This window comes from Roseateles chitinivorans (assembly GCF_050632145.1).
GTDB classification, from domain to species: Bacteria; Pseudomonadota; Gammaproteobacteria; order Burkholderiales; family Burkholderiaceae_C; genus Roseateles; species Roseateles chitinivorans_B.
Genome location: NZ_CP192577.1, coordinates 5468513 through 5483209 on the forward strand (window position 1 = coordinate 5468513; position 14697 = coordinate 5483209).

Here is a 14697-nt window from a genome sequence, read left to right on the forward strand (position 1 = left end):
TCGCAATGACGCCTCACGCCTGGATTCGCCCCCCGACGAGCAGGCTCAGCGCGCCTGCAGCGCCTCCAGCGCCTGCGTCCGCTTGACCGCGTTCACGGTCTCCCGCGCGTTCTTGCTGCGCAACTCCCGGATCCTGTCCAACGCGCGGGTCACGCGGCCGGACGCCTTGCGGAACTCCAGCAAGGTCAGCTCGTCGTTGAACTGCAGATGCAGCGACGGTTGACGCACGAGCGCAAAGTGGCCCGACTGCGCGTCGAGCAACCCCAGCAGCGCCGTCGACTGCACCGCGAGGTCTCGCTCCGCGTCCGTCAGCGCGGTGTACTCCTGCCGCGAGCGATCGTGGATGTCGAGCAGATCGCCGAACTTGGCCTGGTACTTGGGCGCCAGGTTCTTGAGCGCGGCGCGCGTCGCCTCGACCTGCCGGTCTATCGTGGCCATGCTCAACCGCTGGTGGCCGTCGACGTCGGCCATGAACGCCGCCATCCGACCACGCACCTCTTCCCGCTGGGCCGCGGTCGCGAGCGCCTCGGGCGCCAGCAGCGTCTTGACGGGGAATTCCCGCCACTGCGCCTCGTGGCGCAGCAGCAGCCGGTCGTTCTCATGGACCGCCGACATCAGCGCCAGCATGAACGGCTCCAGCGAGCCGATCTTCGCCGCCTTGATGCGCTCCGGCGTGACGGCCTCGCCAGCGTCCGCCGCGAGCATGAGGGGGACGGCCTTGTCCACGCTCTCGCTCATCAGCCGGGGGTCTTCCAATGAGCGGTGCGACTGCACGCCGAAGGTCCCCGCCCAGATCGCCGCGGCCAGCAGCACGCGCAGCGTCGACGGCACGCGCAGCGTCGACGGCACGCGCAGCGCCGACAGGATCGCATAGCCGATCACCGCGAAGCCGAGGCCCATGCCCGCCCACATCGGCAGGTCGGTCGCGGTCATGTCGCGTTGCAGCGAGCGCGTCTTCCAGATCGCGTAGTACGCGCCCCCACCGACGATCGCCACGAAGCTCAGGCCCAGCAGCAGCCGGCCGCCGAACTGCCCCTGACCGGCACGCGCGCTTGCGCGCCCCTGCCCCTGCGCGCGACCGCCGCGCGATGCTTGAACCGCCATGACTCCCTCCCCAAGAACCGATTGATTTTGGGGAGGGATTGTGCCGGCTCTCCCATCGCGGGAGGGTCAGGACTTGCCCCGCAGGCGCGGGTCGGGGTCGGGGTCGGCGCCCGGCTCAATACCCGGCCGCCAGGCCGGTGTTGCGTCGCGGATCATTCGCGCCGTAGAAGCGGTTGTTCCCGACCGGCTTGCCGTTCAACGACGGCGCGCCGACGATGATCGCCGCCAGGTGGTTCGCCGGATGCGGCGCGCCCAGCTTGTGGCCCATGCCCTCCAGGACCTTGCGCGTGTCGGGCGAGAACGCATAGGGCTCGACGTTGGTCACGTCCGGCAGCCACTGCTGGTGGAAGCGCGGCGCGTCCACCGCCTCCTGCACGTTCATGTCGAAGTCGATCGCGTTGAGCATGGTCTGCAGCACCGCCGTGATGATGCGGCTGCCGCCCGGCGTGCCGACCACCATCACCGGCTTGCCGTCCTTGGTCACGATGGTCGGGCTCATCGACGACAGCGGCCGCTTCCCGGGCGCGATCGCGTTGGCCTCGCCCTGCACCAGCCCGTACATGTTGGGCACGCCGACCTTGGAAGTGAAGTCGTCCATCTCGTTGTTGAGCAGCACCCCGGTCTTCGCCGCCGTCACCTTCGCACCGAACCAGTCGTTCAGCGTGTAGGTCACCGACACCGCGTTGCCCCACTTGTCCGCGATCGAGTAGTGCGTCGTGTTGCTGCCCTCATGCGGCGCGACGCCGGGCTTGATGTCCATGGACACGCCCGCCTTCGCCGGATCAATGGCCGCGCGGATCTTCGCCGCGTAGGTCTTGTCCAGCAGCCGCTGCAGCGGGTTCTTCACGAAGTCCGGATCGCCCAGCGTGCTGTTGCGATCGACGTAGGCATGCCGCATCGCCTCGATCTGGTAGTGCGCGCCCTGCGCCGAGCCCCAACCGAGCTGGCGAAGCGGGTAACCCTCCAGGATGTTGAGCATCTCGCAGATGATCACGCCACCCGAGCTCGGCGGCGGCGCGGAGACGACGTGGTAGCCGCGGTAGTCGCATTCCACCGGCGGCAGCTCGCGCGTCTGGTACTGGTCCAGGTCGGCCTGCGTGAGGATGCCCTTGCCCGCCTGGCTGGAGTCCACCAGCGCCTTGGCCACCCAGCCCTTGTAGAAGCCGTCCGTCCCCTTGGCGCCGATCTCGCGCAGCGTCTTGGCGAGGTCCTTCTGCACCAGCCTGTCGCCGGCCTGGAAGGGCCTGCCCTTGTTCAGGAAGATCGCGCCCGAGGCCGGGTCAGCCTCGAAGTCCTTGCTGGCCGTCTGGAACATGTCGACGTCGCCCTGCTCCAGCGCGAAGCCGCGGTCCGCCAGCGCGATCGCGGGCGCGATCAGCGCGGGGCGCTTCATCGTGCCGTACTTCTCCCGCGCGTATTCCATGCCCGACACCGTGCCGGGCACGCCCACCGCGAGGTGGCCGTGCGTGCTCAGTCCCTTGACGACGTTGCCGTCCTTGTCGAGGTACATGTTGGCCGTCGCGGCCAGCGGCGCCTTCTCGCGGAAGTCGAGGAAGGTCTTGCGCCCGTCGGCCAGCTGGATCGTCATGAACCCGCCACCGCCCAGGTTGCCCGCCGCCGGGTACACGACCGCGAGCGCGTAACCCACCGCCACCGCGGCATCGACGGCGTTGCCGCCGTCCTTGAGCACGTCGACGCCGACGCGCGTCGCGAGGTGCTGGGCCGTGACCACCATCCCGTTCTGCGCGGCCACCGGCGCGGCCGAGGCGGCATACGTGGGCGCCACCGGCGCGAAGGCGAAGGACGCGGTCACCGCCGCGGCGCAGACCAGCAATCGGAAAGTCTTCATGAACCTGATTCCTCAAGAGATGCGACCGGCGCATTCGACACCCGCGGCGGTGTCGCCCGCAATCCCAAGAGGCGTCAGGTCGTTACTGGAGAGGGTCTTTCAGCGCGTCGGGCACCGGCAGTGCGACGATGTCGATGCCCTCGTCCGCCAGCTCGCGCGCCTCGTCCGGCGTCGCGCGGCCACGGATGCCGCGCTCCTCGGCTTCACCGTAATGGATGCGGCGCGCCTCGGTGGCGAATCGGTCGCCGACGTCCTCGGTCTTCGCCATCAGCGTACGCACCGCCTGCATCACCTGCTTCTGCAGCTCGATCGCGATCGGGGGCACGCCCTCCGACGTCGTCGGTCCTGCGGGAAGCTTCGCCGATGTCTCCGTCGCGCGCGTCCTTGCGGCTTCGGCAGCCTGGGCAGCCTCTGCGGCTTGCGCAGCCTTCGCGGACTTTGCCGCCTGGGGCTGCGCGGCAGAAGAGAGATTCAAGCGCGGCGCGCTCGGCATCCGCCGCACGGAGACGCTGTTGCACAGCGGGCAGCTCAACAGACCGCGCTCCTGTTGCGACTCGAAATCGGTGGCGGACGCAAACCAGCCTTCAAAGGCATGGCCGGTCTCGCAGGCCAGGTTCAATACCAGCATGATGGGCCGATGCTAGCGGCTGGAGGCTTCTTCCGCCGGCATCCAGTCCAATGGCCATGCGCCGGCCCGCCAGCGCTGCAGCCACTGCAGGCCGATCAAGGTCTTCGCATCGGTGACACGGCCGTCGCAGGCCATGCGGTCGAGCTCGTCCTCGGTCACCGGCAGCAGGTCGAGGAACTCGCCCTCGTCCAGTTGCCGCTCGCCGGCGATCAGGCCGCGCGCGAAGAAGATCTCGATGCGCTCGTCCGAGTAGGCGATCGCGTTGTGCAGCACACCGGCGTAGGCCCACTCGCGGGCGCGGTAGCCGGTTTCCTCGAACAGCTCCCGCACCGCGCAGCGCAGCGGGCTCTCGTCCGGATCCAGCTTGCCCGCAGGGAACTCCAGCACCACGCGACCGAGCGGATAGCGGTACTGGCGTTCCAGCAGCACGCGACCGTCGTCGAACAACGGCACGATCACCGCAGCGCCGGGGTGGCGGATGTATTCGCGCGTGGCCTCCCGGCCATCGGGCAGCGCGACGCGGTCGCGCTTCACCTGAAGGAAATTGCCCCGCAGGATCCAGTCGGAGGACAGCGCGGTTTCGCGCAGATGCTCGTCACCATCGTCCGCCGGCGGGATGCCGATCACGCCGTCGTCGTCGGGCCGGTTCGCTTCAGGCAGCTTCTTCGTCATCGAACTCTCGCACCTTGGCCCGCGAGCGGCGCAGGTAGCGCCACACGAAACCCGGGAAACCCAAGGTCACGAACATCGCCAGCGCGGCGGCGTAGAACTCCCAGCCCTGCGGGAAGCGCTGGCCCTGCGTGGACTCCAGGCCGAAGCCCACGACCAGCGTCAGCAGCGCCAGCAGGAAAAGCTCCAGCAGGCGCCAGCCCCCGGCCTTGGGATCGCGGCGCGGCCCGACCAGCAGGATGCGCGAACTCACGTAAGGCAGGTTGGCCGCGACGAGCGCGACCACCAGCACCATCCAGACCGAAACGCCTTGATCCATGGGTCGTGCTCTCTCTTCGACGTTGATTCGACGTTGATTCGACGGTGGGTGGGGGTCTCCTGCCCTGCCGCCGCTCAGTGCGCCAGCGCGCGCGTCACGGCCTGGCTGCACAGCGCCAGCAGGCCGCTCGGCAGCAGGCCCAGCACCAGCACCGCGGCGCCGTTCAGCGACATCACCACGCGGGCGTCCGCGGGGGCCGTCACCGGGCTGTGGTCGGTCGGCTCATCGAAGAACATGACCTTGACGACACGCAGGTAGTAGAACGCGCCGACCAGCGACAGCAGCACCGCGATCACCGCCAGCCAGAGGTACAGCGACTGGCCCGTCGTGACCATCGCCTGCAGCACGGCCAGCTTGCCGTAGAAGCCCACCATCGGCGGGATGCCGGCCAGCGAGAACATGTAGATCGCCATGACGAAGGCGAACCACGGGCTGCGCTTGAACAGGCCGGCCAGATCGCTGATCTGTTCGGACTCGAAGCCCTGGCGCGCCAGCAGCATGATCAGGCCGAAGCTGCCCAGCGTCGTCAGCACGTAGCTGATGGCGTAGAACATCGCCGAGCTGTAGGCGTTCAGCGCATGCATGTCCGGCTGGCCGTTCACCACGCCCGAGGCCAGGCCCAGCACGACGAAGCCCATCTGCGAGATGGTCGAGTAGGCCAGCATCCGCTTCAGGTTGCTCTGCGCGATCGCGGCCAGGTTGCCCACGACCAGCGAGGCCACCGCCATCACCAGCATCATCTGCTGCCAGTCGGTCGCCAGCGGCAGCATGCCTTCCACCAGCAGACGCAGCGTCATGCCCAGCGCGGCCAGCTTGGGCGCGCCGCCGATCAGCAGCGTCGCGGCCGTCGGCGCGCCTTGGTAGACGTCCGGCACCCACATGTGGAACGGCGCGGCGCCCAGCTTGAAGCCCAGGCCGGCGACGACGAAGACCACGCCCAGCACCAGCACGCCCTTGTTGACGGTGCCGGTCGAGATGACCTCGAACACGCGCGGGATCGACAGCGAACCCGTGGCACCGTACATCATCGACAGGCCGTACAGCAGGAAGCCCGAAGCCAGCGCGCCCAGCACGAAGTACTTCATCGCGGCTTCGGTCGAGATCGTGTGATCGCGACGCAGCGCCGTCAGCGCGTACAGCGACAGGCTCATCAGCTCCAGACCCAGGTAGGTGGTCAGGAAGTTGTTGGCCGCCACCATCACGTTGACGCCCAGCAGCACCAGCAGGCTCAGCGTGAACAGCTCGCCCTTGAGGATGTCGCGCGACTCGGCGTACGGACGTGCGTAGACCAGCGTGATGATCAGCGCGATGGCGCTGGTGCCGCTCAGCAGGTGGCTCAGCGGGTCCACGACCAGCATGCCCTGCATCGTCTCGGTGGGCACGTCACCCATCGCGGCGAAGTGCATGACGCCGACCACCGCCAGGCTGAGCTGCGTCAGCCAGTAGGTCGTCGTGCGGCGCGGATCGGTGACGAACAGGTCCACCAGCGCGACCACGCAGGCCAGCGCCAGCAACAGGATTTCGGGATAGACCGCGACCCAGTTCATGTCGTTCATTGTGTTGGGCCCTTATTGGATCTTGGACACCGCGACGTGCTTGAGCAGCGCGTCGACGGATTGATGCATCACGTCGGTGAACGGCTTCGGGTACACGCCCATGTAGAGCGTCGCGATCGCCAGCACACCCAGCATCAGGAACTCACGGCCGTTGATGTCGGTCAGGTTGCGCACGTTGTCGTTGGTCACCGCGCCGAAGTAGACGCGCTTGATCATCCACAGCGTGTAGGCCGCGCCGAAGATCAGCGCCGTGGCCGCCAGCAGGCCGATCCAGAAGTTGTGGCCGACGGCGCCCAGGATCACCATCCACTCGCCCACGAAACCGGCCGTCGCCGGCAGGCCGCAGTTGGCCATGCCGAAGAACACCGCCAGCGCCGCGAACTTGGGCATCGTGTTGACGACGCCGCCGTAGTCGGCGATCTCACGCGAATGCACGCGGTCGTACAGCACGCCGATGCACAGGAACATCGCGCCCGACACGAAGCCGTGCGAGATCATCTGCACCAGGCCGCCGGCGATGCCCAGCTCGTTGAAGATGAAGAAGCCCAGGGTCACGAAGCCCATGTGGGCGACCGACGAGTAGGCCACCAGCTTCTTCATGTCGCGCTGGACCATGGCCACCAGGCCGATGTAGATCACCGCGATCAGCGACAGGCCGATGATGAACCAGTCGTAGTGACGCGCGGCGTCAGGCGCGATCGGCAGCGAGAAGCGCAGGAAGCCGTAGGCGCCCAGCTTCAGCATGATGGCCGCCAGGACCACCGAGCCGCCCGTCGGGGCTTCCACGTGGGCGTCCGGCAACCACGTGTGCACCGGCCACATCGGCACCTTCACCGCGAAGGCCGCGAAGAAGGCGAAGAACAGCAATGTCTGCGCCGACATCGGCAGCGGCAGCTTGTGCCACAGCAGGATCTCGAAGCTGCCCGACTGGCTGTACAGGTACAGCAGCGCGATCAGCATCAGCAGCGAGCCGGCCAGCGTGTACAGGAAGAACTTGAAGGCCGCGTACACGCGACGAGGTCCGCCCCAGACGCCGATGATGATGTACATCGGGATCAGCGTGGCCTCGAAGAACACGTAGAACAGCATGCCGTCGAGCGCGCAGAACACGCCGATCATCAGGCCCGACAGGATCAGGAAGGCGCCCATGTACTGGTGCACCCGCGTGTCGATCACTTCCCAGGCGGCGATCACCACGATGATCGAGATGAAGGCCGTCAGCGGGACGAACCACATCGAGATGCCGTCCACGCCCAGGTGGTAGTGGATGTTGAAGCGCGGGATCCAGGTCGCGACCTCGACGAACTGCATCGCCGCCGTCGAGTTGTCGAAGCCGCTGATCAGCGGCAACGTCACCAGGAAGGACAGCACGGCGCCGACCAGCGCCATCCAGCGCACCGCGCCGGCATTGTTGTCGCGCCCGAGCGCGAGCAGGAGGCCACCGCAGACGATGGGCAGCCAGATGGAGAGACTTAGCAACATTCTTATTCTCCGCCCGCGTCAGAGGCCGAACAGGGCCTTGAATTGGGGCCCCATGTAAGGCCACAGCTGCCAGGTCATCAGACCGACGACACCCAGGATCATCACCAGCGCGTACCAGTACAGGTGGCCGGTCTGGACCAGCCGCACCAGGCCGGCGAATCCGCCCACCGTGCGCGCCGAGCCGTTGATCAGCACGCCGTCGATGACGGCCTGGTCGCCGGCCTTCCACAGGCCGGATCCGAGCGCGCGCGCGCCGCGGGCCAGGACGTTCTCGTTGAACCAGTCCATGTAGTACTTGTTCTCGAGGATCGTCACGATCGGGCGGAAGATCCGCGCGAAGGCGGCCGGGATGGCCGGGCTGATCATGTAGAACCAGTAGGCCACCGCCACGCCGGCGACCGCCAGCCACAGGGGCAGCGTGCCCAGGCTGTGCTCGGCCATCGCGAAGGCGCCGTGGAACTCCTCGCCCAGCTCGGTCATCGCGTGATGGACCTCGTGGTTCACGAAGATCGCATCCTTGAAGAAGTCGCCGTGCAGCATCGGCTTGATCGTGAAGAAACCGATCAGCACCGACGGGATCGCCAGCAGCACCAGCGGCACCGTCACCACCCACTTCGACTCATGCGGCGTGTGGTCGTGACCGTCGCCGTGGTGATCATCGTCGTGATGATCGTGCTCGCCCGGGAACGGCTTGTGATGGAAGTTCTCCTTGCCGTGGAAGACCAGGAAGTACATCCGGAAGCTGTAGAACGCGGTCACGAAGACGCCGGCCACCACCGCGAAGTACGCGAAGCTCGCGCCCGGCAGGTGCGACGCGTGGACCGCCTCGATGATCGAGTCCTTCGAGTAGAAGCCCGAGAAGAACGGCGTGCCGATCAGCGCCAGCGAGCCCAGCAGCGAGGTGATCCAGGTCACCTTCATGTACTTGCGCAGGCCGCCCATGTTGCGGATGTCCTGGTCATGGTGCATGCCGATGATCACGGAGCCCGCGCCCAGGAACAGCAGCGCCTTGAAGAACGCGTGCGTCATCAGGTGGAACACCGCGACCGAGTAGGCCGAGGCGCCCAGCGCCACCGTCATGTAGCCCAGCTGCGAGAGCGTGGAGTACGCGACGACGCGCTTGATGTCGTTCTGGATGATGCCCAGGAAGCCCATGAACAGCGCGGTGATCGCGCCGATGATCAGGACGAAGTTCAGCGCGGTGTCGCTCAGCTCGAACAGCGGGCTGAAGCGCGACACCATGAAGATGCCGGCCGTCACCATGGTCGCCGCGTGGATCAGCGCCGAGATCGGGGTCGGGCCTTCCATCGAGTCCGGCAGCCACACGTGCAGCGGGAACTGCGCCGACTTGCCCATCGCGCCGATGAACAGGCAGATGCAGGCCACGCTCAGCATCATCCACGGCTCGGCGCCGAAGGGATTGGCGAAGCCGATCTTGGCCAGTTCCGCCGACTTGGCGAAGGTCTCGGTGTAGTTCAGCGACCCGCCGTAGGCGACCAGCAGGCCGATGCCCAGGATGAAGCCGAAGTCGCCGACCCGGTTCACCAGGAAGGCCTTCATGTTGGCGAAGATCGCCGTGGGCTTCGTGTACCAGAAGCCGATCAGCAGGTAGGACACCAGGCCCACCGCTTCCCAGCCGAAGAACAGCTGCAGCATGTTGTTGGACATCACCAGCATCAGCATGCTGAAGGTGAACAACGAGATGTAGCTGAAGAAGCGCTGGTAGCCGGGGTCTTCCTCCATGTAGCCGATGGTGTAGATGTGCACCATCAGCGAGACGAAGGTCACCACGCACATCATCATCGCGGACAGGCCGTCGATCATGAAGCCGACTTCCATCTTCAGGCCGCCCAGCACCATCCACTCGTAGACGGTCTGGTTGAAGCGCGCGCCGTCGAGCACGGCGTTGAGCGTCATCACCGAGATGATCAGCGCCACCAGCACGCCGAGGATGGTCACCACGTGGGCGCCGCGGCGGCCCACCTGCTTGCCGAACAGGCCCGCCACGATGGCGCCGGCGAGCGGCGCCAGGGGCACCGCCAGCAGCATGTTCTGAGAGAGTGTTGCAGACATTGTTTTTCTCGCTTCCCTCGTCAGCCCTTGAGGGCGTCCAGCTCTTCCACGTCGATGCTGCTGCGGTTGCGGAACAGCACGACCAGGATCGCCAGGCCGATGGCCGACTCGGCGGCCGCCACGGTGAGGATGAAGAACACGAACACCTGGCCGGCCATGTCGCCCAGGTAGTGCGAGAACGCCACGAAGTTCATGTTGACCGCCAGCAGCATCAGCTCGATGGCCATCAGCAGCACGATCAGGTTCTTGCGGTTCAGGAAGATGCCGATCACCGACAGCGCGAACAGGAACGCGCCCAGGATCAGGAAGTGGTTCAGGCTCAGCGCACCCATCACGCGGCTCCTTCGTTCTTGTCAGCCGCCGGCAGCGACGGCGCTTCGACGGTCGGGGCGACCTTGACGATGCGCAGGCGGTCCGCCTTCTTCACGCGCACCTGCTGCGACGGGTCCTGGTGGCGCGAGTCCTTGCGGCCGCGCAGCGTCAGCGCGATCGCCGCGATGATCCCCACCAGCAGCAGCACCGCGGCGATCTGCACCGGGAACAGGTAGTTGGTGTAGATCTCGATGCCCAGCAGCTTGGTGTTGCCCAGCTGCGCCATGTTGGGGATCTCCGGGGCGTTCTCGACGCCGCGGAAACCGCCCATCAGCACGGCCGCGATCTCCAGCGCGATGACCGCGCCGACGAGGCTGGCCACCGGGAGGTGCTTCCAGATGTTCTCGCGCACGGCGGTGGACTCGAAGTCCAGCATCATCACGACGAACAGGAACAGCACCATCACGGCGCCGATGTAGACCAGCACCAGCGTGATGGCCAGGAACTCGGCCTTCAGCAGCATCCACAGGCAGGAGGCGCTGAAGAAGGACAGGATCAGGAACAGGGCCGAGTGCACGGTGCTCTTGGCCGTGATGACACGGATCGCGGAGCCCAGCAGCACGGCCGAGAAAACGTAGAAGAGCGCGGTAGTGATATCCATGCGATGTCCTGCAAGCAGGCCGCCGGTCGCGGTCCTCTCCCCTCCCCTGGCGGCGAGGTGGAGCAGACCGCCGGACCGGTCAGCGGTACTTGGCGTCGGCCTCCTTGCTGGCTGCGATCTGCGGCTCGTACCGGTCCCCCACCGCCAGGAGCATCTCCTTGGTGAAGTACAGGTCGCCGCGCTTCTCGCCGTGGTATTCGAAGATGTCGGTCTCGACGATGGAGTCGACCGGGCAGCTCTCTTCGCAGAAGCCGCAGAAGATGCACTTGGTCAGGTCGATGTCGTAGCGCGTCGTGCGGCGCGAGCCGTCTTCGCGCACGTCGGACTCGATCGTGATCGCCATGGCGGGGCACACGGCCTCGCACAGCTTGCAGGCGATGCAGCGCTCTTCACCGTTCTCGTACCGGCGCAGCGCGTGCAGACCGCGGAAGCGAGGAGACAGCGGGGTCTTCTCTTCCGGGAACTGCACCGTGATGTTCTTCGAGAGGAAATGCCGGCCGGTGAGGGCCATGCCCTTCAGCAGCTCGGTGAGCATGAAGCTCTTGACTAGGTCCTTGATCACAGCGGGTACCTCGGCTTACTTCCAGATATTGAACGGCGACTGGATCCACAGACCCACGACCACCAGCCAGATCAGCGTGATGGGGATGAAGATCTTCCAGCCCAGACGCATGATCTGGTCATAGCGGTAGCGCGGGAACGTGGCACGCACCCACAGGAAGCAGGTCACGACGAAGAAGGTCTTCAGGAACAGCCAGACCCAGTTCCACAGGCCCATGGTCTGCTGGATGAAGGCCGGGGTCTCCATGCCGAACAGGCTCCAGGACACCGGGGCCGACCAGCCGCCCAGGAACATCAGCACCGCCAGCGCCGACACCAGGATCATGTTGGCGTACTCGGCCAGGAAGAACATCGCGAACGACATGCCGGAGTACTCGATCATGTGACCGGCCACGATTTCCGATTCGCCTTCGACGACGTCGAAGGGATGGCGGTTCGTCTCGGCCAGGCCGGAGATGAAGTACACGATGAAGATCGGCAGCAGCGGCAGCCAGTTCCACGACAGGATGTTCACGCCGTGCGACGCGAACCAGCCCTGCTCCTGGCTCATCACGATGGCGCTGACGTTCATCGAGCCCGTCACCATCAGCACGACGACCAGGCAGAAGCCCATCGCGATCTCGTACGAGACCATCTGCGCGGAGGCGCGCAGCGCGCCCAGGAAGGCGTACTTCGAGTTCGAGGCCCAGCCCGCGATGATCACGCCGTAGACCTCGAGCGAGGTGATGGCCATCAGGAACAGCAGGCCGGCGTTGACGTCGGCGATCGCGACGCCAGGACCGAAGGGCACCACCGCCCAGGCCGCCAGCGCCGGCATGATCGTCATGATCGGGCCGAGGAAGAACAGGTTCTTGTTGGCCGCGCTCGGGATGATGATCTCCTTGAAGATCAGCTTCACGGCGTCGGCGATCGGGGTCAGCAGGCCCATCGGACCCACGCGGTTCGGACCCGGACGGATCTGCGACCAGCCGATGGCCTTGCGTTCCCACAGCGTCAGGTAGGCGACGCAGCCCAGCAGCGGCAGCAGCACGGCGACGATCTTGAGCACGCTCCAGACCACCGGCCAGACCACACCTCCCAGCAGCGAGGCGCCGGCGTTATAGAAGTTTTCCATGGTCGTCTCGTCCTCAGGCCTTGGTCACGGCGATCGCGCCGGTGAACGCGCCCAGCGCGGCGGTCTCGGGGATGCCGGCGGGGATGCGCACCACGGTCGCCGGCAGCGATGCGTCCAGCTGCGCGGCCAGCACGGCCTCGCCGCCGTCCTGCGACACGCGCACCTGCGCACCCTTCTCGGTCAGGCCGAGTTCGGTCCACAGCGCCTGCGGCAGCGACGCGATCGCCGCGTCACGACCGTCGCGGGTCAGTTGCAGCGAGGTGGCGCGACGCACCAGCGCGTCGGTGGCGTAGATCGGCACCGTCGTCAGGCGTTCCAGGCCTTGCGCCGGCGCAGCAGCGGAAACGGACTGCGCCGACACCGTGTTGCCCAGGCGGTTCGCCAGGTCCAGCGACGAGCCCAGCGCCGCGGTGCGGACCTGCTCGGAGCTGTCGAAGTCGAAGCCCTGCAGGCTCAGCAGGTTGCCCAGCACGCGCAGGATCTTCCAGCCCGGACGGGTCTCGCCGCGGGCCTTGGCCACGCCGACGAAGCTCTGCAGGCGGCCTTCCGCGTTGACGAAGCTGCCCGAGGTCTCGGTGAACGGGGCCGTCGGCAGCAGCACGTCGGCGAACTCGACCACCGGGCCGGTCTTGAACGGGGTCAGCACGACGACCATCTCGGCCGCGTTGATCGCCTTCTTCGCGGCGGCGGCGTTCGCGCCGTCCAGCACCGGATCGGTGTTGAGCAGCAGCAGCGCCTTGGCGGGCTGGTCGTTCAGCAGCTGGGCTGCCGTGCGACCGCCCTGCCCCGGACGCGCGTTGACGAGCTGCGCGCCGACGCTGTTCGCGGCGGCCGACAGCACACCGACGGTGGCGCCGGTCTGCTCGCCGATCCAGTTCGCCAGCGACAGCAGCGTCGCGGCTTGCGGGTGCTGGATCGCGGCGTTGCCGATCAGCACGGCCTTGCGCTCGCCCGACAGCAGCGTGTCGGCGATCGCCTTGGCGGCGTCGGTGGCGTTGCCTTGCACCGGGGCGCTGACGCCCTTGGCGGCGCCGATGGCGGCGGCGACGTTGGCCAGTTCAGCGACCCAGGCCGACGGGGCGGCGGTGATCGCGGCGGCGACCGGCATCTTCCAGTCTTCGACCGAGCCGGCCAGCGACACGACCTGCGCGCCGCGGCGGGCGGCCTGGCGCAGGCGTTGCGCGAACAGCGGGTGGTCCTTGCGCAGCGACGAGCCGACGACGAAGGCGCGGTCCAGCTGCGACAGCGATGCGATCGCGGTGCCCAGCCACAGCGCCTTGCCGTCCGCGGCGCGCAGCGCCGGGTCGACGACGCGCAGCTGCGTGTCGATGTTCTCGCTGCCCAGGCCGCGCACCAGTTGCGCCAGCAGGTGCAGTTCCTCGACGGTGCTGTGCTCGGAGCCCAGCGCGGCGATGGAGGCGCCGCCCTTCTCCGTCTTGACCTGCTTGAGGCCGTTGGCGACGTATTCGAGCGCGGTGGTCCAGTCGACGGACTTCCACTCGCCGCCCTGCTTCAGCATCGGCGTGGTCAGGCGTTCGTCGCCGTTCAGCGCTTCGTAGGAGAAGCGGTCGCGGTCGGCGATCCAGCACTCGTTGACGGCTTCGTTCTCCAGCGGGACGACGCGCATCACTTCGTTGTTCTTGACCTGGACGATCAGGTTCGCACCGGTCGAGTCATGCGGGCTGACGCTCTTGCGACGCGACAGTTCCCAGGTGCGGGCGCTGTAGCGGAAGGGCTTGCTGGTCAGCGCGCCCACCGGGCAGATGTCGATCATGTTGCCCGACAGCTCCGAGTCCACGGTGCGGCCGACGAAGGTCTGGATCTCGCTGTGCTCGCCGCGGTGCGCCATGCCCAGCTCCATCACGCCGGAGATCTCCTGGCCGAAGCGGACGCAGCGCGTGCAGTGGATGCAGCGGCTCATCTCTTCCATCGAGATCAGCGGGCCGACGTTCTTGTGGAACACCACGCGCTTCTCTTCCGAGTAGCGCGAGGCGCTGGCGCCGTAACCGACGGCCAGGTCCTGCAGCTGGCATTCGCCGCCCTGGTCGCAGATGGGGCAGTCCAGCGGGTGATTGATCAGCAGGAACTCCATCACGCCCTGCTGGGCCTTGATGGCTTTCTCGCTCTTGGTGCGCACGATCATGCCCTGCGTCACCGGCGTGGCGCAGGCGGGCAGCGGCTTGGGCGCCTTCTCCACGTCCACCAGGCACATGCGGCAGTTGGCCGCGATGCTCAGCTTCTTGTGATAGCAGAAGTGCGGGATGTACGCGCCGGCCTTCTCGGCGGCATGCATCACCATGCTGCCTTCGGGCACTTCGACCTTCTGGCCGTCGAGTTCGATTTCAACCATAGTTCTTCTCAGCGGCTCC

At 66.9% G+C, this 14697-nt stretch carries 13 protein-coding genes; all 13 read right to left on the bottom strand.

Going from position 1 to position 14697, the window contains the following annotated elements; all coding sequences use genetic code 11:
- Positions 1 to 45: 45 nt before the first annotated feature.
- The 13 genes from ACQ86G_RS25140 to nuoG all read right to left on the bottom strand — a co-directional run bounded on the left by ACQ86G_RS25140 (position 46) and on the right by nuoG (position 14678).
- Positions 46 to 1104: a hypothetical protein gene (locus ACQ86G_RS25140; protein WP_431257852.1), complete on the bottom strand. Its 1059-nt coding sequence runs from the start codon at positions 1102 to 1104 to the stop codon at positions 46 to 48.
- Between the two features lie 115 nt (positions 1105 to 1219).
- A complete protein-coding gene (gene ggt, locus ACQ86G_RS25145) occupies positions 1220 to 2839 on the bottom strand; it encodes a gamma-glutamyltransferase (protein ID WP_431261492.1) in 1620 nt (539 codons plus the stop codon).
- 196 nt (positions 2840 to 3035) lie between these two features.
- Positions 3036 to 3581 (bottom strand): DUF1178 family protein, encoded by a 546-nt coding sequence (locus tag ACQ86G_RS25150; RefSeq protein WP_431257853.1) that lies wholly within the window; start codon positions 3579 to 3581, stop codon positions 3036 to 3038.
- A gap of 12 nt (positions 3582 to 3593) precedes the next feature.
- On the bottom strand, positions 3594 to 4253 hold the full coding sequence (locus tag ACQ86G_RS25155; protein WP_431257854.1) for an NUDIX domain-containing protein: 660 nt from the start codon (positions 4251 to 4253) through the stop codon (positions 3594 to 3596).
- Positions 4234 to 4569, bottom strand: coding sequence for a DUF2818 family protein (locus ACQ86G_RS25160; RefSeq protein WP_431257855.1), 336 nt, complete (start codon positions 4567 to 4569; stop codon positions 4234 to 4236). The genes ACQ86G_RS25155 and ACQ86G_RS25160 overlap by 20 nt, the downstream gene beginning before the upstream one ends.
- 74 nt (positions 4570 to 4643) lie before the next feature.
- Positions 4644 to 6125: an NADH-quinone oxidoreductase subunit NuoN gene (gene nuoN / locus ACQ86G_RS25165; RefSeq protein WP_431257856.1), complete on the bottom strand. Its 1482-nt coding sequence runs from the start codon at positions 6123 to 6125 to the stop codon at positions 4644 to 4646.
- A 12-nt stretch (positions 6126 to 6137) separates the two neighbouring features.
- Positions 6138 to 7607 (bottom strand): NADH-quinone oxidoreductase subunit M, encoded by a 1470-nt coding sequence (locus tag ACQ86G_RS25170; protein WP_331615279.1) that lies wholly within the window; start codon positions 7605 to 7607, stop codon positions 6138 to 6140.
- 18 nt (positions 7608 to 7625) lie between these two features.
- Positions 7626 to 9680, bottom strand: a complete 2055-nt coding sequence (gene nuoL, locus ACQ86G_RS25175; protein WP_431257857.1) for an NADH-quinone oxidoreductase subunit L — start codon at positions 9678 to 9680, stop codon at positions 7626 to 7628.
- Between the two features lie 20 nt (positions 9681 to 9700).
- The gene (nuoK, locus tag ACQ86G_RS25180; protein ID WP_067273420.1) at positions 9701 to 10012 is read right to left on the bottom strand and encodes an NADH-quinone oxidoreductase subunit NuoK; all 312 of its coding nucleotides are present in this window, start codon (positions 10010 to 10012) and stop codon (positions 9701 to 9703) included.
- Complete coding sequence (locus tag ACQ86G_RS25185) at positions 10012 to 10653, bottom strand: NADH-quinone oxidoreductase subunit J (protein WP_431257858.1); 642 nt, start codon at positions 10651 to 10653, stop codon at positions 10012 to 10014. The genes nuoK and ACQ86G_RS25185 overlap by 1 nt, the downstream gene beginning before the upstream one ends.
- A gap of 79 nt (positions 10654 to 10732) precedes the next feature.
- Entirely contained in the window at positions 10733 to 11215 is a 483-nt protein-coding gene (gene nuoI / locus ACQ86G_RS25190; RefSeq protein ID WP_431257859.1) for an NADH-quinone oxidoreductase subunit NuoI, read from the bottom strand.
- 15 nt (positions 11216 to 11230) lie between these two features.
- The gene (gene nuoH, locus ACQ86G_RS25195; RefSeq protein WP_431257860.1) at positions 11231 to 12328 is read right to left on the bottom strand and encodes an NADH-quinone oxidoreductase subunit NuoH; all 1098 of its coding nucleotides are present in this window, start codon (positions 12326 to 12328) and stop codon (positions 11231 to 11233) included.
- Positions 12329 to 12341: 13 nt separating this feature from the next.
- Complete coding sequence (gene nuoG / locus ACQ86G_RS25200) at positions 12342 to 14678, bottom strand: NADH-quinone oxidoreductase subunit NuoG (protein WP_431257861.1); 2337 nt, start codon at positions 14676 to 14678, stop codon at positions 12342 to 12344.
- Between the last annotated feature and the right edge of the window lie 19 nt (positions 14679 to 14697).

Coding starts and splice junctions, on each gene's coding strand:
- ACQ86G_RS25185 (WP_431257858.1), bottom strand. CDS start 10,653: ATGGATATCACTACCGCGCTCTTCTACGTTTTCTCGGCCGTGCTGCTG.
- ACQ86G_RS25170 (WP_331615279.1), bottom strand. CDS start 7,607: ATGTTGCTAAGTCTCTCCATCTGGCTGCCCATCGTCTGCGGTGGCCTC.
- nuoN (WP_431257856.1), bottom strand. CDS start 6,125: ATGAACGACATGAACTGGGTCGCGGTCTATCCCGAAATCCTGTTGCTG.
- ACQ86G_RS25155 (WP_431257854.1), bottom strand. CDS start 4,253: ATGACGAAGAAGCTGCCTGAAGCGAACCGGCCCGACGACGACGGCGTG.
- ACQ86G_RS25150 (WP_431257853.1), bottom strand. CDS start 3,581: ATGCTGGTATTGAACCTGGCCTGCGAGACCGGCCATGCCTTTGAAGGC.
- nuoG (WP_431257861.1), bottom strand. CDS start 14,678: ATGGTTGAAATCGAACTCGACGGCCAGAAGGTCGAAGTGCCCGAAGGC.
- nuoL (WP_431257857.1), bottom strand. CDS start 9,680: ATGTCTGCAACACTCTCTCAGAACATGCTGCTGGCGGTGCCCCTGGCG.
- nuoK (WP_067273420.1), bottom strand. CDS start 10,012: ATGGGTGCGCTGAGCCTGAACCACTTCCTGATCCTGGGCGCGTTCCTG.
- nuoH (WP_431257860.1), bottom strand. CDS start 12,328: ATGGAAAACTTCTATAACGCCGGCGCCTCGCTGCTGGGAGGTGTGGTC.
- ACQ86G_RS25140 (WP_431257852.1), bottom strand. CDS start 1,104: ATGGCGGTTCAAGCATCGCGCGGCGGTCGCGCGCAGGGGCAGGGGCGC.
- ACQ86G_RS25160 (WP_431257855.1), bottom strand. CDS start 4,569: ATGGATCAAGGCGTTTCGGTCTGGATGGTGCTGGTGGTCGCGCTCGTC.
- ggt (WP_431261492.1), bottom strand. CDS start 2,839: ATGGTGGTCACGGCCCAGCACCTCGCGACGCGCGTCGGCGTCGACGTG.